We start from the raw sequence: 20,278 nt of genomic DNA on the forward strand, positions 1-20,278 counted from the left end.
CCACCGGCTTTTGCTGTTAACGCCCTGACAGCTGGCCGCCACGCTTCCCGAAGAAAGCATTATGACCGACGACTTTCCCAACGACGCCCCGCAGCGTGAGTCTGTAAACCGCGCAAAGCGCCGCCCTGCCGCACTCTGGCTGTTCGCCGGCTTCGCGGTCTTTGCCTATGCCTTCGATCAGCTCACCAAACTCTGGGTCACCAGCACCATGGTTGAAGGTGAGAGGATTCCGGTCCTGCCGCCTTTGCTCCACTGGTATTTCATCCGGAATTCCGGTGCCGCCTTTTCGATCGGGGAGAACGTCACCTGGATTTTCACCATCGTGATGGCAGTGGTGTCCATCGCCATCCTCTTCCAGCTGCGTCGACTCGGTTCGCGGTGGTGGGGACTGTCCTTGGGCTTGCTCCTGGGTGGTGCGCTGGGAAACCTGACGGACCGGCTGTTCCGCGATCCGTCGTTTGCCATGGGACATGTGGTGGATTTCATCCAGCTCCCCAATTTTGCGATCTTCAATATCGCCGATTCCGCCGTCGTCTCGGGCGTCGTCATCATCTGCCTGCTGACCTTGCGGGGTATCGGGATGGATGGCAAGCGGCACGTCGCGGCTCCCAAGTCCGCCGAATCAGCAGGTTCGTCCGGTGAGTGAGGCAATGGAAGTCCCGCAGTCACTGAGCGGTGTCAGGGCCGATGCCGGGTTGGCTCAGTTGATGGATATTTCCCGTTCTGCAGCGGCCTTGCTGATCGCAGAGGGCAACGTCACAGTGGACGGAGCCCGGCTGGGAAAGTCAGCGAAGCTCACAGCGGGAGCGGTGTTGAATGTGACGGTCCCGGAGCGTCGTGACCCGTTGGAAGTGGTGGAGGAAGTTGTGGAAGGCCTGAAAATCCTGCTGGACGATGACGACTTTGTGGTCATCGACAAACCTGTTGGCGTAGCTGCCCATCCCTCCCCGGGCTGGGTGGGTCCCACGGTGGTTGGCGGGCTGGCCGGCGCCGGTTACCGGATTTCCACCTCGGGCGCTCCTGAACGTGCCGGCATTGTCCACCGCCTGGACGTTGGTACCTCCGGGGTAATGGTGGTGGCCAAGACCGAACACGCCTATACAGTGCTGAAGCGCGCGTTCAAGGAACGGACCGTGGAGAAGATGTACCACGCTGTGGTGCAGGGGCTGCCCGATCCGCTTGAAGGCACCATTGACGCACCCATCGGACGCCACCCGGGGCATGACTGGAGGTTTGCCGTCATTGAGGACGGCCGGCCGTCAGTAACCCACTATGAGGTCCTTGAAGCGTTTGGAAAAGCGACGCTGGTGGAAGTGCACCTGGAGACCGGACGGACCCACCAGATCCGTGTCCACTTCTCAGCCCTGCGCCATCCCTGTGCGGGCGACCTGACCTATGGCGCTGACCCGCGGCTTGCTGCCACTTTGGGACTGACCAGGCAATGGCTGCATGCCAGGCAATTGGGGTTCGCCCACCCCAGCACGGGGGAGTGGGTGGAAGTTTCCAGTGACTACCCGGCCGATCTTCAATACGCCTTGGACGTCCTGGCTTCCGGCTCTGCCTAGGACTTTCAGACCTTCTGCCCGGCAGGTACGTGGCATCCGGTGGGGAGGGCCGGGCGGGTAGACTATCCGGGTGACTTCCAGCAATGATTCGTTTGTCCACCTGCACACCCATACCGAGTACTCCATGCTGGATGGAGCCGCCAGGCTCGGTGAGCTGTTCGACGAAACCGAACGGCTGGGAATGCCGGCACTGGCCACCACGGACCACGGATACCTCTTCGGTGCGTTCGATTTCTGGCGAAAGGCCACCGACAAGGGCATCAAGCCCATCATCGGGGTGGAGGCCTATGTCACGCCCGGAACTGCGCGTGGCGACAAGGAACGCGTGCGCTGGGGGGACGAAAGCCAGCGCAAGGACGATGTTTCCGGCGGTGGCTCCTACACGCACATGACCTTGTTGAGCTACAACAACGTGGGCATGCGCAACCTGTTCCGTGCGTCCTCCATCGCTTCCCTCGATTCGGTCTTCGGCAAGTGGCCGCGCTTGGACCGCGAGTTGCTCAATACCTACTCCGAGGGCCTCATTGCCACCACTGGCTGCCCTTCCGGTGAGGTCCAGACCAAGCTCAGGCTTGGCCTCTACCGCGAGGCTGTGGAGGCTGCAGCAGAGTTCCGCGACATTTTTGGGGCAGAGAACTACTTCCTTGAACTGATGGACCACGGCCTGGACATCGAACGTCGCGTCACCGGTGACCTCCTGCGCCTGGGCAAGGAGCTCAACCTCCCGCTGGTGGCCACCAACGATCTCCACTACACCCACGAGCATGACGCCAAGGCGCACGAGGCCCTGCTGGCCATCCAGTCCGGATCCACCCTGCTTGAGCCTACCTATGACAACGGCGGCTCGCGCTTCGCGTTCTCAGGCAGCGGGTACTACCTGAAGTCTCCGCGGGAGATGCGGGAACTCTTCCGCGACCATCCCGAAGCTTGCGACAATACGCTGCTGATTGCCGAGCGCTGCGATGTTTCCTTCAACACCGGCGCCAACTACATGCCCCGCTTCCCCTGCCCGCCGGGGGAAGACGAGACGTCCTGGCTGGTCAAGGAAGTGGATACGGGACTGCAATACCGCTACCCCCAAGGTATCCCGGACAAGGTGCGCGCCCAGGCGGACTACGAGCTGGGCGTCATTACGTCCATGGGCTTCCCCGGGTACTTCCTGGTGGTTGCCGACTTCATCAACTGGGCCAAGAACAACGGGATCCGCGTGGGTCCGGGCCGTGGTTCCGGTGCAGGCTCCATGGTGGCCTACGCCATGCGCATTACCGACCTTGACCCCCTGCAGCACGGCCTGATCTTTGAGCGGTTCCTGAACCCGGACCGTGTTTCCATGCCTGACTTCGACGTCGACTTCGATGATCGCCGCCGTTCCGAGGTGATCGATTACGTCACCAAGAAGTACGGCGATGAACGCGTGGCGATGATCGTCACCTATGGAACCATCAAGACCAAGCAGGCTCTCAAGGATTCCTCGCGTGTGCTGGGCTACCCGTTCAGTATGGGCGAGACTCTCACCAAGGCCCTTCCTCCGGCGGTGATGGCCAAGGATATTCCGTTGGCCGACATCCAGAATCCGGATTCCAAGCGCTACAGCGAGGCCGGGGACTTCCGCCAGCTGATTGCCACCGATCCCGAGGCCGCCAAAGTCTTTGAGACAGCCCTGGGCATCGAGGGCCTGAAGCGCCAATGGGGTGTGCACGCGGCCGGCGTCATCATGTCCTCGGACCCCATCATCGACGTCATTCCCATCATGCGCCGATTCCAGGACGGCCAGGTGATCACCCAGTTCGATTACCCGACGTCCGAAGGCTTGGGCCTGATCAAGATGGACTTCCTGGGCCTCCGAAACCTGACGATCATTTCGGACGCCCTGGAGAACATCAAGATGAACCGCGGCGTTGATCTTGACCTGGAAAACCTGGAGCTCGACGACGCTCCGTCCTACGAACTTCTGGCGCGCGGTGACACCCTGGGCGTCTTCCAGCTCGATGGCGGTCCCATGCGGTCGCTCCTGAAGCTCATGAAGCCTGACAACTTCGAAGACATTTCCGCCGTGCTGGCGCTCTACCGCCCTGGCCCCATGGGTGCCAACGCCCACACGGACTACGCCCTGCGCAAGAACGGGATCCAGGAAGTCATCCCCATCCACCCGGAACTGGAAGAGCCTTTGCGGGAAATCCTTGGTGGGACCTTCGGCCTGATTGTGTACCAGGAGCAGGTTATGGCTGTGGCGCAGAAGCTGGCGGGGTATTCCCTCGGCCAGGCAGATATTCTTCGCCGGGCCATGGGCAAGAAGAAGAAGTCGGAGCTGGACAAGCAGTTTGCCGGCTTCTCCCAAGGCATGCAGGACAACGGCTACTCCATGGCGGCCGTCAAGACCCTCTGGGACATCCTCCTGCCGTTCTCCGACTACGCCTTCAACAAAGCGCACTCGGCAGCCTATGGCGTGATCTCCTACTGGACGGCTTACCTGAAGGCGCACTATGCGCCGGAGTACATGGCCGCCCTCCTGACCTCCGTGGGCGATGACAAGGACAAGTCCGCCATCTACCTCAACGAATGCCGACGCATGGGCATCACTGTCCTGCCGCCGGACGTCAACGAATCCTCGTTGAACTTCACGCCTGTGGGAACGGACATCCGCTTCGGCATGGGCGCCATCCGCAACGTGGGTGTGAACGTGGTGGATGCCATGGTTGCGGCCCGGACATCCGAGGGCAAGTACAACTCGTTCAAGGATTTCCTGCTCAAGGTTCCCGCCGTTGTGTGCAACAAGAGAACCATTGAATCCCTGATCAAAGCCGGTGCATTCGACTCCCTGGGACACCACCGGCGCGCCCTGGCGATGATCCACGAAGAAGCGATCGACTCGGTCATCACCCTGAAGCGAAATGAGGCGATTGGGCAGTTCGACCTCTTCGCGGGATTCGAGGACCAGGAACCTGAAGCATCACTGACCACGGAGATCCCTGATCTGCCCGAGTGGGAGAAGAAGGACAAGTTGTCCTTCGAGCGCGACATGCTGGGCCTCTACGTCTCCGATCACCCTCTCCAGGGGCTTGAGGGAGTGCTGAGCCAGCACGCCGAAATGTCCATCACGTCCATCATTGCCGAGGACGGACCGCACGACGGCGCCATTGTCACCATTGCCGGCATGATCACTTCACTGAGCCGCAGGATCGCCAAAGCGAGCGGCAACGCCTATGCGCGTGCGGAAATCGAAGACCTCGGCGGTTCCATGGAGGTCATGTTCTTTGGCCAGGTCTATGGACCCATCGCTTCGGTCCTGGCCGAGGACTTGATCGTGGTGGTCAAGGGACGGCTTCAGCGCCGTGACGACGGCGCCGTGACCCTGAACTGCATGGAACTCTCCGTCCCTGACCTCAGCGAGAGTGTCAACGGTCCGGTGGTGATCAGCATTCCCACGTTCAAAGCCACCGAAGCTGTGGTTACTGACCTCCGGGACGTTTTGCGGACCCACCGCGGCAACTCCGAGGTCCGCCTCAAGCTGATGGGGGATACCAAGGTTGAGGTCATGGGCCTGCCGGTTCACATGCGCGTGAACCCGAGTCCGTCCCTGTTCGGAGACCTGAAAGTACTGCTGGGCCCGGCCTGCCTGGACGTGTAGCCGGGGTGTCGGCCCTGGAGCGCGTCCCTTAGATCTCGTAGTCCAAAGGGGCGGGCCTGCTGTAGGCGCCGCCGTGGTACAGCAGGGGAGTGCCGTCGCCTCCGACGTGCCCGTCCACTACCTCCACCACCACGACGGCGTTGTTCTCGAACGAGAGCCGCATCTGGATTTTGCCCACCAGCCATCCGCTTACGTCCTTGAGGATGGGGACCTCGTGAGGGCCCGGTTCCCAATGGTCGCCTTCAAAGCGGTCCCGGGTCCGGGCAAAGCGGTTGGCGAGGGCCTGGTTCTCCAACCCCAGCATGTGGACGCCGATGTATTCGGCGTTGGCCACCGCAGGCCAGGAGCTGGAGCTGCGTGCCATGTTGAAGGTGAACCGGGGCGGCTCCGCTGACAGGGACGCCACGGAGGTGGCGGTGAAACCAAAAGGCTTTCCGTTCAGGTTTGCCGTGATGATGGCTACGCCCGCGGCATGCCTGCGGAACATTTCCCGGAACGTCTCCTGGAACGTCTCCTGGAATTGTGACTGTTCGCTCACGGTGCTCTCTCCTGGACTGGAATGGTGCGTACTTCTCTCAGGGTATTCCTCCGGCCCCTGGGGCCGGTCTTTTACAGTGCTTGCGTGAACCTTTGTTAATGTGGGTTGCATGACCCAGCCCAGCGTGAGCCTTCCCATTGAACCGCAACGGGCTCCGGCCTCCCCAACGCGGCGGTCAGGTGGCGTCCTGTGGCTCGTGCTTCCGGCCGTTTCCGGCGTTGTGGTGGGCATCCTTTGGTGGGTTCTGGCGCCGGGCGGACTTAATCTGCTCTCCGGCAACCCGGCGCTTTCACAACCGTCCACCACCGACACCTGGCTGCCGCGCGACTTGACGCTGGCGGCGCTGACGCTGGTTGCCGGCTGTGCCACCGGCCTTGTCCTTGACGGCAAACTCAAAGGAGCGGATGCGGTCCGTCGTCTGACGTTCGCCCTTGTTGGCGCAGCCGCGGGCGGCGTGGTGGCCTGGTTGGTGGGGCTTCTGCTGGGGCAGGTATGGGGCCCGGCGCCTGATCCTGTTCTGGGACCCGATTACGGGTTTACCCTCCGCTCCTACGCGGTCCTGCTGTTGTGGCCCGGTGCCCTCGCGTTCATCACGCTGGTTTTGTCACTGTTCGGAGTCCTCTCCAAGAAGCCCGTAAAATAGCGTGGTGAGCACTTCTTCGGACACGTCCGCCCCCGCCGCTGCCCTTGACTTCCGAACCATGGATTTCCGTGGACGCACGCTTTCCCTGGCGGAGCTGAGGGCTGCTGTTCCCCGTGCCCGGCACCAAACCATGGCTGATGCCGAGGCCAAAGTACTGGACATCATCACAGCTGTGCGGAGCCGGGGCTTTGCTGCCCTCGCGGAGTTCGCCAAGCTGTTTGACGGAGTGGAGCAGTCGCATCCCCGTGTACCGGCCGATGCCATGGCGCAGGCCCTGGAAGAGCTGGATCCCCAGGTGCGTGCCGCCCTGGAGGAATCGATCAGCCGGGCGCGCACGTTCGCTGAGCAGCAGAGGCCATCAAATGTGGACACCACGCTGGCAGATGGCGCCGTGGTGAGCCAGAACTGGATTCCCGTGGGCCGGGTTGGCCTGTATGTTCCTGGCGGGCTGGCCCCCCTGGCGTCGTCCGTGATCATGAACGTTGTTCCGGCGGTTGCTGCCGGAGTTGAGTCGATTGCGCTGGCGTCACCTCCGCAGAAGGAATTCGGCGGTTTGCCGCACCCCACCATCCTTGCTGCTGCCCAATTGCTGGGCATCGATGAGGTCTACGCCATTGGCGGTGCGCAGGCGATCGTGTCCTTCGCCTACGGTGTTCCAGCAAACGGCAACGAGTTGTCCATAGAGCCTGTTGACGTAGTGACTGGTCCGGGCAACATCTTCGTTGCCACGGCCAAGAGGCTGGTCAAGGGCGTGGTGGGCATCGATTCGGAAGCGGGCACCACCGAGATAGCGATTCTGGCCGATGCCACGGCGCAGCCCGCACTCGTAGCTGCCGACCTCATCAGCCAGGCGGAGCATGATCCCAAAGCGGCGTCCGTTCTGGTGACCGACTCAGCGGCCTTGGCTGACGCCGTCGTTCTTGAACTCGCGCAGCAGGCCGCTGCCACCAAGCACAGCGCCCGGGTCATTGAAGCACTGTCCGGCCCGCAGTCCGGCGTGGTGCTGGTGGATGATGTGGAGCAGGGGATTGCGGTGTGCAACGCCTACGCGGCCGAGCACTTGGAAATCATGACGGCGGACGCAGCAGCTGTTGCTGCGCGGATCCGGAACGCGGGAGCAATCTTTGTGGGTGACTACAGCCCGGTAAGCCTTGGCGATTACTGCGCGGGTTCCAACCATGTTCTGCCTACCAGCGGCACGGCAGCCTTCTCCTCCGGCCTGAATGTGACCACGTTCCTGAGGGCAGTACAAGTCATCAATTACAACCGTGCTGCGCTGGAGCAGGTCAGTGCGCACATTGTGAGCTTGTCCGGCGCGGAGGATCTTCCGGGCCATGGTGACGCCGTGAGGATCCGTTTCTCCTAGGGGAACCACTACATATGCGGGTAGCGGCCACTACATGTAGTAGTTACACGGTTGTCATTCCCTGTAGATCGAACGTAAACTGGTGCCGGAAGTTATCTTCCGGCACTTTTGCGTATCCGGCGGCTTGCCGGCTGCTCATGTGCCGGAGCTGTAGGGGAGGCCCAGCGTGTATTGTCCGTTCTGCCGGAATCCTGACTCCCGTGTTGTCGACAGCCGCATGGCTGATGACGGAACATCCATCCGCAGGCGCAGGCAGTGCCCCGAGTGCGGGCGACGCTTCACGACGGTGGAAACCACCAGCCTGTCGGTCATCAAGCGTTCGGGAGTAGGCGAGCCCTTCAGCCGTATAAAGGTCATCAGCGGCGTCCGGAAGGCTTGCCAGGGACGGCCGGTGACCGAGGACGATCTCGCCATGCTGGCCCAGGAGGTCGAGGAGAACATCCGCTCCTCGGGTGCTGCCGAGATCGACGCCCATGAGGTTGGCCTGGCCATTCTGGGCCCGCTGCGGAAGCTCGATGAAGTTGCGTACCTGCGGTTCGCCAGCGTCTACCAGGCCTTCGAATCGTTGGAAGACTTCGAATCGGCCATTTCATTGCTCAGGCATGAGCACGAACAGCATGCCAAGGCTGCAAGCCGGGAGCCCAAGGGCACCGAGAAAAGCCAACTCTAGACTCCGGTGGTGGCAGCGGAGGGGAAGCCGCAGCCACCACCGGCACCACGTCTGCTGACCTCAGCGTCCGGTGCTCTCAGCGTCCGCCGGAGACCGGCAGGATTGCCCCCGTAATGTAGCCGGCTTCGCCGGACATCAGCCACACGACCGCCGCAGCTACTTCTTCCGGCTCGGCGCCCCTGCCCATGGGAATCGTGGCGTTCAAACGTTCCACCCGGTCCGGCATGCCCGCTGCCGCATGGAGCCCGGTGTTGGTGCTGCCGGGGGCCACGGCGTTAACCCTGATGCCCTGTTTGGCGACCTCGGCGGCCAAGCCAACGGTCAGTACGTCCACGGCGCCCTTGGTGGCCGCATAGTGCACCCAGGTTCCCGGTGAGCCGGCCTTGGTTGCTGTGGAGGAGATATTAACGATGTTGCCCCCGGGGCCGCCCGTGGACGTCGAGAGCCGCCGGACCGCCTCCTGGCACAGGTGGATCATGCCGCTGACATTGACGTCCACCACGCGTTGAACGGTTTCCGGTGGAACGTCCACCAAATCACCCATCAGGTTTCCAGTGATGGCGGCGTTGTTGACCACCGCGGTGATGGTACCCAGGTTTTCGGCTTCGTCGAATAGGCGAACGACGTCGGACGGCCGGCTGACGTCTGCTGCTACAGCAATTGCCAACCCGCCGCCGTCGACGATGTCAGCCACGACGGCGCGGGCGCCGTCAACGTCCGCGGAGTAGTTGACTACCACCGCATAGCCGGAACGGGCGGCAGCCTTGGCGACTGCCGCCCCGATGCCGCGGCTGGCACCCGTAACGATCGCCGTTGCGGGTTTCATGGAGCCGGGCAGGTGGTGAACTTTTGCCCGACAGGGACCACGTGGCGTGCTTGAATCATTTGGCGAGCTTGTGGTGCAGCGCCACTTCAAGGGCAGCGCCCACAATGCCGGCGTCGTTCTTCAACTTGGCCGTGACGATCTTGGTACGGAGGTCAAGGTGCGGGAAGTACTCGTCGGACCGCTTGGAAATTCCGCCGCCAATAATGAAGAGCTCCGGGGAAAACAGGAATTCGACGTGCTGGAGGTAGCGGTTGAGGAGGACTGCGTACTCGCCCCAGCTCAAGCCGTCACGTTCGCGGGCCACGGCCGAGGCCTTGGTTTCCGCGTCGAAGCCGTCGATCTCCAGGTGGCCCAGCTCGGCGTTGGGCACCAGCTGTCCATTGAAGATGAAGGCGGACCCGATTCCCGTTCCCAGGGTAATCACCAGTACGGTGCCCGCCACGTCCTCGCCGGCGCCGTATCGGGCCTCAGCCAAGCCGGCAGCATCGGCGTCGTTGATGACCTCCACCGGACGTCCCAGACGTTTGGTGAAGGTGCTGTCAATGTCAGTGTTGAGCCAGGATTTGTCCACGTTGGCCGCAGAGTTCACGACGCCGTGCTGGATGATGCCCGGGAACGTCACTCCAACGGGCGCGTCGGCTGCAGGAGCATCGGGGCGGCTGGAAAGCTCTTCCACGATCTGGGCCACAACATCCGCCACAGCTTCCGGGGTAGCGGGCTGGGGAGTCGGGACGCGGAAGCGGTCGCCGATCAGCTTCCCCTTCTTCAGGTCGACGATGCCGCCCTTGATGCCGGTACCTCCAATATCGATACCGATCAGCGGCGGGTTCTTGTGGTGCTTCTCATCCTTTTTGGACACTGCATTTCCGATCATGGCAGGAGGGAATGGGCATGGTGCAGCTTCCCGGGCTGCGGAACCTTCAGGGAGTTCAGGGAAGGGTCAGGATTTCCGCGCCGGTCTCCGTGACCAGCAGGGTGTGTTCGAACTGGGCGGTGCGCTTGTGGTCCTTGGTGACAACAGTCCAATCATCGGGCCACATGTCCCACTCGATGGTGCCCAGGGTCAACATGGGTTCGATGGTAAACACCATTCCGGTTTCGATCACGGTGTTGTACGCCGGGGCTGCGTCGTAGTGCGGGATGATCAGGCCGGTGTGGAAGGCCTCACCCACGCCGTGGCCGGTGAAGTCCCGCACCACTCCGTAGCCAAAGCGTTTGGCGTAGGACTGGATGGCGCGGCCAATGACGTTGATTTCGCGGCCCGGAGCCACGGCCTTGATGGCCCGGTTGAGCGACTCCCGCGTGCGCTCCACCAGAAGGCGGGATTCTTCATCAACGTCGCCAACAAGGAAGGTGTAGTTGGTATCTCCGTGGACCCCGTTGATGAAGGCCGTGATGTCGATGTTCAGGATGTCTCCGTCCTGCACCACGGTGGAGTCCGGAATGCCGTGGCAGATGACCTCATTGAGTGATGAACACAAGGACTTGGGAAAGCCGCGGTAACCCAGCGTCGACGGGTAAGCGTTGTGGTCCAGGAGGAACTCGTGGCCGATCTTGTCCAGGTGGTCAGTGGTGACCCCCGGCTCCAGGTGCTTTCCGACTTCAACGATTGCCTGGGCGGCGATCTTGCCTGCGATCCTGATCTTCTCAATGGTCTCTGCGGACTTCACCTCCGAGCCGGTGAACTTGGCCGGTCCTTTCCGTCCCACGTACTCCGGCCGGGGGATTGAGGCCGGCACGGGCCGTTCAGGACTGACGGTTCCCGGGGTCAGGGCGCCGATGGGTGCGGTCGAAGCAAGAGAAGGCATAGATTGATCATATAAGGCACGCAAGAGACGTAAGTAACAAAGCGCGGGAGTGCTTGCCTCACCTGCAAACGTTACGCCCGGGATGCACCAAGGAGTCACCATGACGGAGTACTGGTACAACGTAAAAACCCACGAGATTGAAGAGGACGCCATGTCTGATTGGAGCCAATTGATTGGCCCCTACAAGACCAGGCAAGAGGCGGAGCATGCCTTGGAGAAGGTCAAGGCGCGCAACGAGGCGTGGGATTCGCAGGACGAGGACTGACCCGGGCCGGGACTAGGCTGGACGGCTAGAAGGAGTGTTCCGGGCCGGGGAACTGCCCGGACCGGACATCCTCTCCGAATTCCGCGGCAGCATCCGCCAAGGTGGTCCTCAGGTCAGCGTACTGCTTGACGAACTTTGCCATTTTGCCGCCACGCAGACCGGCCATGTCCTGCCATACGAGAACCTGTCCTGTGGTGTTCTTTCCTGCGCCGATTCCCACTGTGGGTACCCGCAGAGCGGCATCCACGGTGGCCGCGGTTTCTGCCGGCACCATTTCCATGAGCACGCTGAAGGCTCCCGCATCCTGCAGGGCCACGGCATCATCCACCAGCCGCTGGGCGTCATCTCCGCGGCCCTGGACGCGATAGCCGCCCAATGAGTGCTCGCTCTGCGGGGTGAAGCCGATGTGGGCCATGACGGGAATGCCGGCTTGAACCATGGCTTTCACGGTTTCCGCGTAATAGGCGGTGCCTTCGATCTTGACGGCATGCGCCAAGCCCTCCTTGAGGAACCTGACGCCGGTTGCGACAGCCTGCTCCTTGGACACCTCGTAGCTGCCGAAAGGGAGGTCGGCAACGATGAGGGCGCGCCTGGCGGACTTCGCCACAGCACGGCACAGGGGAAGGAGCTCATCCACCGTCACGGGCAGGCTGGTTTCGTTGCCGAACACATTGTTGGATGCGGAGTCACCCACCAGCAGTACTTCAATGCCGGCCTGGTCAAAGATCTCTGCCGTGTACTGCTCATAGGCCGTCAACATGGCGAAGTGCGTGCCGTTGTCCTTGGCCTGTTGGAGGTGGTGGATCCTGATCCTTGCCCCGGGCTTGGCTGCTGCGGGAGCAGTCGGAGTGGCAGCGGAGGCCGGCCCCGTTCCATAGGGTGCGGAAACTTCTGTGGGCGTGCCTGGTTCGGGAAGGTTGCTCGGGGCCATGAGTAGAGCCTAAGCCGTGCCGGAGGGACCTGCCAGCGACGGTGGCGGGCATCACCTTATGTAAACGCTGTGTTACGCGCACGGACGGCTGCGGCATTAGCGGTGAACTCTTAGTAGAGTGAAGGCTGAGTTGCCGCGGCTTCATTCCTGTGAGCCGGCGGCATGGACACCACGTGGAGAAGAGGCCCTATGGACCGCCAGCAAGAGTTCGTTCTGCGGACAATCGAAGAGCGTGACGTGCGCTTCGTACGCTTGTGGTTCACCGACGTCGTGGGTTCCCTTAAATCCGTGGCGCTTGCGCCGGCTGAAGTCGAAGGCGCTTTCGAGGAAGGCCTCGGCTTCGACGGCTCCGCGATTGAGGGCCTGGCGAGGGTATTCGAGTCCGACATGCTGGCGCAGCCGGACCCCTCCACGTTCCAGATCCTGCCGTGGCGCGGCGAGACCGAGCAGACCTCGCGCATGTTCTGCGACGTCCTGACGCCCGACGGCGAGCCCTCCGCAGCGGATCCCCGCAACGTCCTCAAGCGCACTCTCGCCAAGGCCGCTGATATGGGATTCACCTGCTACACCCACCCCGAGATTGAGTTCTACCTCCTCAAGTCCAAGGATCTTGGCCCCGACGGAGCGCCGCTGCCGGTAGATGAAGGCGGGTACTTTGACCATGTTCCGGGCGGTGTGGCCCAGGACTTCCGGCGCACGGCGGTGACCATGCTTGAGTCGGTGGGCATCTCCGTGGAGTTCAGCCACCACGAGGCCGGCCCCGGCCAGAACGAGATTGACCTCCGGTACGCTGACGCCCTCCAGACGGCGGACAACATCATGACCTTCCGCACGGTCATCAAGGAGGTGGCCCTGCAGCAGGGAACGTACGCCACCTTCATGCCCAAGCCCTTCACGGACCACCCGGGCTCGGGCATGCACACCCACTTCTCCCTGTTTGAAGGGGACACCAACGCCTTCTTCGAGGCCGGAGCCGAGTTCCAGCTCTCCAAGACGGCCCGTCAGTTCATTGCCGGTATCCTCAAGCACGCTCCCGAGTTCACGGCTGTGACGAACCAGTTCGTGAACTCCTACAAGCGGCTCTGGGGTGGCGGCGAGGCGCCGAGCTACCTGAGTTGGGGCCACAACAACCGTTCAGCGCTTGTCAGGGTTCCCCTGTACAAGCCCGGCAAGGGGCAATCCGCCCGCATCGAGTACCGGGGCATCGACTCCGCCACCAATCCGTACCTGGCCTATGCAGTACTTTTGGGCGCTGGACTCAAGGGAATTGAAGAAGGCTACGAACTGCCCGCCGCGGCAGAAGACGATGTTTGGTCACTGACCACCGCTGAGCGCCGGGCCATGGGCCACGCGCCCCTGCCCGCCAGCCTTCACGACGCCATCCGGGCCATGGAGGAATCGGAACTGGTTGCAGAGATCCTTGGCGAGCAGGTTTTTGAGCACTTCCTGCGCAACAAGCGTGCAGAGTGGCAGGACTACCGTCTTCAGGTCACTCCGTACGAATTGCAGCGCAACCTCGGCATTCTGTAGGCGGGGCTGTGAGCCTTGCACGTCGGCTCATCTCAGCCGGGTTCAGTGACCTTGAGAAGGGCGAGAGGTTCCTTGCGGCTCCTGAGCTGGACGGCATGGACCAGGATGCGCTTTTCGCCGGGCTGTCCATGGCAGCCAGCCCGGATACGGCATTGCAGTCCCTGGTTCGGCTGATCGAGAAGAACCCGGGACTTCGGAAGCTCGCCGCGGCTGATCAAGACACCAGCGAGCCCTTGTACCGGCTGCTGGGCGCCTCGGAAGCCTTGGGGGAGTTCCTCATGCGCCGGCCCGAGCACCTTGATGTCTTTGATGTCCGGGTGAGCCCCGAGCCCCTGCCCGTTTCCAGCGAGGACCTGCGGTCTGCCCTCCTGCGGTCAGTGAAAGCGGACCCCAAGGCTCCCAGGCCTGTCGCTGGAGTCACCGGCGCTCCCGCTTACGCGGCGCTGCGGTCCGCATATCGCCGTGGCCTCACCGAGCTCGCCATCCGTGACCTCTGCGCAGCCTCGCCCCAGGACTACATGCCTGCGGTGGGGGCTGAGCTTGCCGACCTGGCAGGTGCCGCTGTGGAGGCGGCCTTGGCCGTATCCAGGGCCGAAGCCGCTGGCCAGTTCGGCGCCGAAGAGGTTGCCGACGTCGGCCTGGCGGTTATCGGTATGGGCAAATGCGGAGCGCGCGAGCTGAACTACATATCCGACGTCGACGTCATCTACGTCATTGAGTCGGAACACCTCGACGATGCCAAAGCCGCCACCATAGGAACGGCGCTGGCCTCGGGGATCTCACGTGCCATTTCCTCCTCCGCGCCGGAACCCGGCCTGTGGGAAGTGGACGCCAACCTCCGGCCCGAAGGCAAATCAGGCCCATTGGTGCGTACCTTGGCCTCCCACCTGAGCTACTACGCACGGTGGGCGCAGAGCTGGGAGTTCCAGGCGCTGCTCAAGGCCCGGACCATTGCCGGAGACGCGGACCTGGGCCACCGGTATGAGGAAGCTGTCAAGCCACTCGTCTGGGCATCGGCCGGCCGGGACGGCTTTGTGGAGTCTGTCCAGGCAATGCGCCGCAGGGTCACCGACTACATTCCCGCCGCTGAGGAGCACCGGCAGATCAAGCTCGGCAGGGGAGGGCTCAGGGACGTTGAGTTCACCGTTCAATTGCTGCAGCTGGTGCACGGCAAATCGGATGAAACGCTGCGGTGCAGGGACACGACCTCTGCCATAGCGGCCCTGTCCGCCGGGGGATACATTGGCAGGACCGATGCCGCGGCTTTCGATAACGCCTACCGGTACCTCCGTCTCCTGGAACACCGGATCCAGTTGTTCCAACTGCGTCGCACCCACCTGATGCCGGTTGCAGAAGACGCCCAGCGCTTCCTTGCCAAGGCCGTCCTGGGGCCTTTTTCGTCGGAACGTCCCAACCCCGAACAATTGATGGGTACGTGGCAGAAGACCAAGAAGTCCGTCCGGGAATTGCATGAGCGGATTTTCTACCGCCCGCTGCTGAACACTGCCGCGAAGCTGAGCACAGAGGATGCCAAGCTGACTCCGGAAGCAGCCCAGGGTCGGCTGGCTGCGTTGGGCTACCTGGATCCACAGGGAGCAATGCGGCACATCGAGGCCCTGACGGCCGGTGTGAGCAGGCGGGCGGCGTTGCAGCGGCAGTTGCTGCCCATCCTCCTCGGGTGGTTGGCTGAGGGCGTGGATCCCGACGCCGGTCTGCTCGCCTTCCGCCGGGTCAGTGAAGCCTTGGGCACCACCCACTGGTATTTGGGCCTCCTGCGGGATTCCCAGGCCGCGGCCGAGCGCTTGTGCCACGTGCTGTCCAATTCCAGGCTGATATCGGATCTGCTGGAAGTTTCACCGGAATCCGTGGCGTGGCTGGGCAGCGACAAGGAACTGGTTCCTGTCCGCTTCGATGCCCAATGGCAGGAGATCACGTCCAAGCTCTCCCGTCATCCGGATCCGGAAAGTGCCATGAGGCTGATCAGGCTCATCCGCCGCCGGGAGATCCTGCGGACAGCCATCGCGGACAGTGCCGGGCTCCTGGACCAGGACGCCGTGGGAGTTGCCTTGGCTGAGACTGACAGGGCAGCCGTCCTGGGCGCCCTTCATGTTGCCGAGTCCGTGATCATGGCCGCCGGACCACTTAAGACCGACGTATTGGTGGTGGCAATGGGCAGGCAAGGGGGCCGCGAGATCGGTTACGGCTCCGATGCTGACGTGATCTACGTGCACCGTGCGCGCCCCGGCTTCAGCGACGCGGAAGCGCAGGAGCAAGCAGCAACGATCGTAGCGAAGGTGTCCAGCCTGCTGACCCAACCGCTCAAGCCGGCCATTATGGCCGAACGCGTCCTGATGGTGGACGCCGACCTGCGTCCTGAGGGGAAGAACGGCGCCATGGTCCGTTCCTTGGACTCCTACGCAGAGTATTACCGGCGATGGTCGCTGATATGGGAAGCCCAAGCGCTGCTGCGTGCCAAGCCCATGGCAGGATCCGATGCCTTGGCCGAGGACTTCGTGAAACTCATCGACACAGTGAGATACCCCAACGAGCTCCCGGAGCAGGACGTCCGGGAAATCCGGCGCATCAAAGCCCGTGTGGAGTCGGAGCGTTTGCCCCGCGGAGCTGACCCGGCACGCCATGTGAAATTGGGGCGCGGTGGTCTCAGCGACGTCGAGTGGCTGGTGCAGTTGCTCCAGTTGCAGCATGCCGGCAAGCATCCCGGGCTGCGGACCACCTCCACCATGGCTGCCCTGGACTCAGCGGTGGAACTCCACCTTCTGGACGGTGAGGACGCTGCGCTCCTGAAGCAGGCCTGGCGTCTGGCGAGCCGCATCCGCTCCGCCAACGTGATTGTTACCGGGCGGGCTTCGGACCTCCTGCCGTCATCCCGCAAGGACCTCGAGGCGGCCGCACGCTGGTGCGGGTACCCGCCCGGTAAAGCGGGGCAGTTTGAAGAAGACTACTTGCGGTTGAGCCGAAGGGCCCGCGCGGTTTTTGAAAAGGAGTTCTACGGACATTAGCGGGAACCAGACCCCCATGGCCGCTGACGTTCCTCCCGCGCGGGAGGTATCAAACCCACTGTGGGGTGGAGATATCTGGCTGGTTCCCCTGAAGATGCTCGACGACGACTCCCGCGACATCCAGCTGGGGGCGGTGGCCGCCCTGGCGGTCACCGAAGGCCAGCGCACCTTCGTGGGCGATCCCCTCCGCATGATGCTGGTGGGCCTGGAAGAAGAAGCCCGCTGGCCGTACGTTATGGAATCAGGCGGTGCTGCCGTAGGCGTGCTGACCCTGCAAACCGGTGCGGCGGGTCTTGCCGGGTGGGCTGATGATGACGCACTGTGGCTGCTCAGGGGCTTCCTCATTGATTCGGGAAGCCAGGGCCGTGGCCTCGGCACCTTGGCCGCGGCGGCCGCCGTCGACGAAGCCCGCAAACTGACGGTACGGCTGGGTGGTGACCAGTCCGGCGTCGTACTGTCCGTCAACGAACGCAATCCAGCGGGCCTGGCGGCTTACGCCAAAGCCGGCTTTACTGACGCCGGGCAGTACCTGGGCGGAAGCGCGGGACCGCAAAGGACGATGGTGAAGCTTTTCCGGCCGAGGACACCGCAGTAACCAAGTAGTCGGCCAGGTGAAGTTCCGAAAAAACGAGTACACACTACTCGTGTCCTCGGGTATGGCAGGCAGGCAGCATGGTCCGTATGACGGCCTACGTGATTGAATCAGCAGCCCTGGTCCACCGCTGCCAATGCTGCGGCGAAGAAACCGGGCAAGTGTTCTGCCCGGACTGCGCAGCACCGGACGAACCCGGGAAGTCGCCCACCACCGCGCATTGACGCTGCGGGAAATCCTCTGCATCGAGCCGGTATGCCTAAAAGATAAGTATCCTTATAGACTTCTCCTGTCACTGTTCTCGGACGTTAGGGGAAGTAATGGAATACAACGGAAGCCCGGCAGAGAGGGCTGTAGCGGCCGGGGATTTGGACCGCCGACACGTTGGGCAAAGCGTGAGCTTCCAGCCCAACGACTTCACGGTAGTCTTCGGGACCATCGCGGGCATTGCCCGGACAGAAGCACTGGTGTACCTGTCCCTGTCCGGCGTGGCGGGTGGTACCCACCTCAAGGACGAGTACGACCTCCCGGTAGACAAGCACGTGTACCTTCAGCTGGACCCGCTCGGCAGCGCCGAGAAGGGCCTCTCAGAGGCAGCCTCGTTCGTCAAGGACAAGCTTGACGAGATCACCAGGAACATCAAGGACCGGGATCAGGGCAAGTCCGAATAAGCCGTTAAAGCAAAGGCCAGCGCCAATCCTTCCGGACTGACGCTGGCCTTTTTGCTGGTTACAGCGAGTGCACGTAAATGCTAGACGCCGTAGTAGAGCTCGAACTCGTAGGGGTTCGGGCGCAGGGACAGCGGCTTGATCTCGTTCTCGTACTTGTAGTCGATCCAAGTATCGATCAGGTCCTGGGTGAAGACACCGCCGGCCTGCAGGAACTCGTTGTCCTCGCGCAGTGCCTCAAGTGCTTCCTCCAGGGTGCCCGGAGCCTTGGGGATGTCCTTTGCTTCCTCGGCCGGGAGCTCGTAGAGGTCCTTGTCGATGGGAGCCGGGGGTTCAATGCGGTTGCGGATGCCGTCGATGCCGGCCATCAGCTGGGCAGCGAATGCCAGGTACGGGTTGGAGGAGGGGTCAGGTGCGCGGAACTCAATGCGCTTGGCCTTGGGGTTGGTGCCCGTGATCGGGATACGGATACCGGCGGAGCGGTTGCCCTGCGAGTACACCATGTTCACGGGAGCTTCGAAGCCCTTCACCAGGCGGCGGTAGGAGTTAACCGTCGGGTTGGTGAAAGCCAGAACAGCCGAGGAGTGCTTCAACAGGCCGCCGATGTACCAGCGAGCCATGTCGGAAAGACCCGCGTAGCCCTTCTCGTCGTAGAACAGGGGATCGCCGTTGCTCCAGAGTGACTGGTGGCAGTGCATGCCCGAGCCGTTGTCTCCAAAGACAGGCTTGGGCATGAAGGTAACGGACTTGCCCCAGGCATCTGCGGTGTTCTTGATGATGTACTTGAACTTCTGCAGGTCATCTGCAGCCGCTGTCAGCGTGGTGAACTTGTAGTTGATCTCAGCCTGGCCGGCGGATCCAACTTCGTGGTGGGAGCGCTCAACTTCAAGGCCGGCCTTGTCCAGTTCGATGCACATGGCGTCGCGGAGGTCCGCCTGCTTGTCGGTGGGGGAGACCGGGAAGTAACCGCCCTTGACGGGGGTCTTGTACCCGAGGTTTCCGCCTTCTTCCTTGCGGCCGGTGTTCCAGTGGGCTTCTTCAGAGTCGATCTTGTAGAAGCTGCCCTGCGGGGAGGACTCGTACTGGATGTTGTCGAAGACAAAGAACTCGGCTTCGGGAGCGAAGAACGCGGTGTCGGCGATACCCGTGGAGGCGAGGTACGCTTCGGCCTTCTCTGCCACGCCGCGGGGATCGCGGTGGTAGGGGTCGCCCGTCCGGGGGTTCACGATGGAGAAGTTCAGTGCGAGCGTCTTCTCGATGCGGAAAGTATCCACAAACGCGGAAGTCACGTCAGGGATGAGCTGCATGTCGGATTCAGCGATGCCCTGGAAGCCGCGGATGGACGAGCCGTCGAAGAGCTGGCCGTGGACGAAGAAGTCGAGGTCCACGCTCTTTGCAGGCACGTTGAAGTGCTGCTGGACACCGGGGAGGTCGGTGAAGCGGATATCGACGAACTTGACATCTTCGTCTTTGATGAACTTGAGGACTTCGTCCGCAGTCTTGAACATCTATGCTCCTTATGCATATCAAGTAACAGGCCCGGGAGGCCGCTGATGCAGTCTCTACACAGGACCGGTGACACAAAAGATCCCCTGGCCATGGTGGCTGGCAACTCCTATCACCATAGGGAGATGGGATTTCCCGGGGGTGTCAGTATTGTTTCCGGCAGGTTACAGAATCGTCTGTTGTGTTAACGCTAGTCGGATGGTGGGTGCCGGGTCCACGTGGGTCCAGTGGGCGAAACCCGGATCCGCGCAGGTTAAGCTTTAACAGTGGTAGATCGTAAAGACATTGGCTCCTGGCTGAGCGGCCCCGACACGTCCGGTATCTCGAAGTACCCCGGTGAGAGGCTCGGCCTGCCGGAATCCGGGCCCGGCTCAATTGCCCGTGCAGGGCGCAGGATTCTGGGGATAGCGATTGACTGGGCCATAGCGTTGGCCATCAGCAACTTCGCGTTCGGCGGCAACCAATGGGCAACGCTGGCCATCTTTGCCGTGGAGCAGATTTTGTTGATCGGAACACTGGGTTACAGCATCGGGCACCGGGTTGCCGGGATCCACGTGGTCCGTCTGGGCGGAGGACCCGCTGGCCCCCTGGCAGCCGTAGTCCGGACGCTGCTGGTGTGCTTGGTCATCCCTGCCGTGATCTTCGACCCGGACCAGCGCGGCCTTCATGACAAGGCCATGAACACTATCCTCATCAGGATGTAGCCCAGGGCCTCCCAAGCT

The 20,278-nt window shown here is 62.5% G+C and carries 18 protein-coding genes; 12 read left to right on the forward strand and 6 right to left on the reverse strand.

What is annotated here, in order from left to right; genetic code table 11:
* The first annotated feature begins 61 nt into the window (after positions 1–61).
* The 3 genes from lspA (at position 62) to dnaE (ending at position 5,193) form a co-directional block, all read left to right on the forward strand.
* On the forward strand, positions 62–646 hold the full coding sequence (gene lspA / locus JOE60_RS07565) for a signal peptidase II (protein WP_167269434.1): 585 nt from the start codon (positions 62–64) through the stop codon (positions 644–646).
* A 4-nt stretch (positions 647–650) separates the two neighbouring features.
* A complete protein-coding gene (locus tag JOE60_RS07570; protein ID WP_167269481.1) occupies positions 651–1,565 on the forward strand; it encodes an RluA family pseudouridine synthase in 915 nt (304 codons plus the stop codon).
* Between the two features lie 70 nt (positions 1,566–1,635).
* Positions 1,636–5,193, forward strand: a complete 3,558-nt coding sequence (gene dnaE / locus JOE60_RS07575) for a DNA polymerase III subunit alpha (RefSeq protein ID WP_167269436.1) — start codon at positions 1,636–1,638, stop codon at positions 5,191–5,193.
* 28 nt (positions 5,194–5,221) lie between these two features.
* Here dnaE and JOE60_RS07580 read toward each other — a convergent pair whose 3' ends face one another.
* Positions 5,222–5,680, reverse strand: coding sequence for a flavin reductase family protein (locus tag JOE60_RS07580; protein ID WP_167269483.1), 459 nt, complete (start codon positions 5,678–5,680; stop codon positions 5,222–5,224).
* A 160-nt stretch (positions 5,681–5,840) separates the two neighbouring features.
* Here JOE60_RS07580 and JOE60_RS07585 point away from each other — a divergent pair, with 160 nt between their 5' ends.
* The 3 genes from JOE60_RS07585 to nrdR all read left to right on the forward strand — a co-directional run bounded on the left by JOE60_RS07585 (position 5,841) and on the right by nrdR (position 8,410).
* Positions 5,841–6,374, forward strand: a complete 534-nt coding sequence (locus JOE60_RS07585) for a hypothetical protein (protein WP_167269437.1) — start codon at positions 5,841–5,843, stop codon at positions 6,372–6,374.
* A gap of 4 nt (positions 6,375–6,378) precedes the next feature.
* Positions 6,379–7,740 (forward strand): histidinol dehydrogenase, encoded by a 1,362-nt coding sequence (gene hisD, locus JOE60_RS07590; RefSeq protein ID WP_167269439.1) that lies wholly within the window; start codon positions 6,379–6,381, stop codon positions 7,738–7,740.
* 166 nt (positions 7,741–7,906) lie between these two features.
* Positions 7,907–8,410 (forward strand): transcriptional regulator NrdR, encoded by a 504-nt coding sequence (nrdR, locus tag JOE60_RS07595; RefSeq protein ID WP_167269441.1) that lies wholly within the window; start codon positions 7,907–7,909, stop codon positions 8,408–8,410.
* A 76-nt stretch (positions 8,411–8,486) separates the two neighbouring features.
* Here the strand turns inward: nrdR and JOE60_RS07600 are convergent, their stop codons facing one another.
* The 3 genes from JOE60_RS07600 to map form a co-directional block, all read right to left on the reverse strand.
* Entirely contained in the window at positions 8,487–9,236 is a 750-nt protein-coding gene (locus tag JOE60_RS07600; RefSeq protein ID WP_167269443.1) for an SDR family oxidoreductase, read from the reverse strand.
* Positions 9,237–9,291: 55 nt separating this feature from the next.
* Positions 9,292–10,095 (reverse strand): polyphosphate--glucose phosphotransferase, encoded by an 804-nt coding sequence (gene ppgK, locus JOE60_RS07605; protein WP_167269485.1) that lies wholly within the window; start codon positions 10,093–10,095, stop codon positions 9,292–9,294.
* Positions 10,096–10,165: 70 nt separating this feature from the next.
* Entirely contained in the window at positions 10,166–11,044 is an 879-nt protein-coding gene (gene map / locus JOE60_RS07610) for a type I methionyl aminopeptidase (protein ID WP_167269445.1), read from the reverse strand.
* A gap of 100 nt (positions 11,045–11,144) precedes the next feature.
* Between map and JOE60_RS07615 the strand changes: the two genes are divergently transcribed.
* The gene (locus JOE60_RS07615; RefSeq protein ID WP_167269447.1) at positions 11,145–11,309 is read left to right on the forward strand and encodes an SPOR domain-containing protein; all 165 of its coding nucleotides are present in this window, start codon (positions 11,145–11,147) and stop codon (positions 11,307–11,309) included.
* A gap of 25 nt (positions 11,310–11,334) precedes the next feature.
* Here JOE60_RS07615 and panB read toward each other — a convergent pair whose 3' ends face one another.
* Entirely contained in the window at positions 11,335–12,240 is a 906-nt protein-coding gene (gene panB / locus JOE60_RS07620; protein ID WP_167269449.1) for a 3-methyl-2-oxobutanoate hydroxymethyltransferase, read from the reverse strand.
* 189 nt (positions 12,241–12,429) lie between these two features.
* On the opposite strand from panB, the gene glnA (JOE60_RS07625) reads away from it, so the two are divergent.
* From glnA (JOE60_RS07625) to JOE60_RS07640, 4 genes are all read left to right on the forward strand, one after another.
* Complete coding sequence (gene glnA / locus JOE60_RS07625) at positions 12,430–13,770, forward strand: type I glutamate--ammonia ligase (protein ID WP_167269451.1); 1,341 nt, start codon at positions 12,430–12,432, stop codon at positions 13,768–13,770.
* A gap of 8 nt (positions 13,771–13,778) precedes the next feature.
* A complete protein-coding gene (locus JOE60_RS07630) occupies positions 13,779–16,790 on the forward strand; it encodes a bifunctional [glutamine synthetase] adenylyltransferase/[glutamine synthetase]-adenylyl-L-tyrosine phosphorylase (protein ID WP_167269453.1) in 3,012 nt (1,003 codons plus the stop codon).
* Between the two features lie 16 nt (positions 16,791–16,806).
* A complete protein-coding gene (locus JOE60_RS07635; RefSeq protein WP_167269454.1) occupies positions 16,807–17,385 on the forward strand; it encodes a GNAT family N-acetyltransferase in 579 nt (192 codons plus the stop codon).
* Positions 17,386–17,702: 317 nt separating this feature from the next.
* Positions 17,703–18,053: a hypothetical protein gene (locus tag JOE60_RS07640; RefSeq protein ID WP_167269456.1), complete on the forward strand. Its 351-nt coding sequence runs from the start codon at positions 17,703–17,705 to the stop codon at positions 18,051–18,053.
* 80 nt (positions 18,054–18,133) lie between these two features.
* Here the strand turns inward: JOE60_RS07640 and glnA (JOE60_RS07645) are convergent, their stop codons facing one another.
* A complete protein-coding gene (gene glnA, locus JOE60_RS07645; protein WP_167269458.1) occupies positions 18,134–19,558 on the reverse strand; it encodes a type I glutamate--ammonia ligase in 1,425 nt (474 codons plus the stop codon).
* Positions 19,559–19,822: 264 nt separating this feature from the next.
* On the opposite strand from glnA (JOE60_RS07645), the gene JOE60_RS07650 reads away from it, so the two are divergent.
* Positions 19,823–20,260: an RDD family protein gene (locus JOE60_RS07650; RefSeq protein WP_167269460.1), complete on the forward strand. Its 438-nt coding sequence runs from the start codon at positions 19,823–19,825 to the stop codon at positions 20,258–20,260.
* Positions 20,261–20,278: the final 18 nt, after the last annotated feature.

Origin of the sequence: Paenarthrobacter ilicis (assembly GCF_016907545.1) — a bacterium.
Taxonomy (GTDB): Bacteria; Actinomycetota; Actinomycetes; order Actinomycetales; family Micrococcaceae; genus Arthrobacter; species Arthrobacter ilicis.

Bases quoted from the DNA above. Each gene is read 5' to 3' on its own strand.
- map (WP_167269445.1), bottom strand. From the start codon at position 11,044: ATGCCTTCTCTTGCTTCGACCGCACCCATCGGCGCCCTGACCCCGGGA.
- JOE60_RS07570 (WP_167269481.1), top strand. From the start codon at position 651: ATGGAAGTCCCGCAGTCACTGAGCGGTGTCAGGGCCGATGCCGGGTTG.
- glnA (WP_167269451.1), top strand. From the start codon at position 12,430: ATGGACCGCCAGCAAGAGTTCGTTCTGCGGACAATCGAAGAGCGTGAC.
- JOE60_RS07640 (WP_167269456.1), top strand. From the start codon at position 17,703: ATGGAATACAACGGAAGCCCGGCAGAGAGGGCTGTAGCGGCCGGGGAT.
- lspA (WP_167269434.1), top strand. From the start codon at position 62: ATGACCGACGACTTTCCCAACGACGCCCCGCAGCGTGAGTCTGTAAAC.
- JOE60_RS07615 (WP_167269447.1), top strand. From the start codon at position 11,145: ATGACGGAGTACTGGTACAACGTAAAAACCCACGAGATTGAAGAGGAC.
- JOE60_RS07580 (WP_167269483.1), bottom strand. From the start codon at position 5,680: ATGTTCCGCAGGCATGCCGCGGGCGTAGCCATCATCACGGCAAACCTG.
- glnA (WP_167269458.1), bottom strand. From the start codon at position 19,558: ATGTTCAAGACTGCGGACGAAGTCCTCAAGTTCATCAAAGACGAAGAT.
- JOE60_RS07600 (WP_167269443.1), bottom strand. From the start codon at position 9,236: ATGAAACCCGCAACGGCGATCGTTACGGGTGCCAGCCGCGGCATCGGG.
- JOE60_RS07635 (WP_167269454.1), top strand. From the start codon at position 16,807: ATGGCCGCTGACGTTCCTCCCGCGCGGGAGGTATCAAACCCACTGTGG.
- panB (WP_167269449.1), bottom strand. From the start codon at position 12,240: ATGGCCCCGAGCAACCTTCCCGAACCAGGCACGCCCACAGAAGTTTCC.
- JOE60_RS07585 (WP_167269437.1), top strand. From the start codon at position 5,841: ATGACCCAGCCCAGCGTGAGCCTTCCCATTGAACCGCAACGGGCTCCG.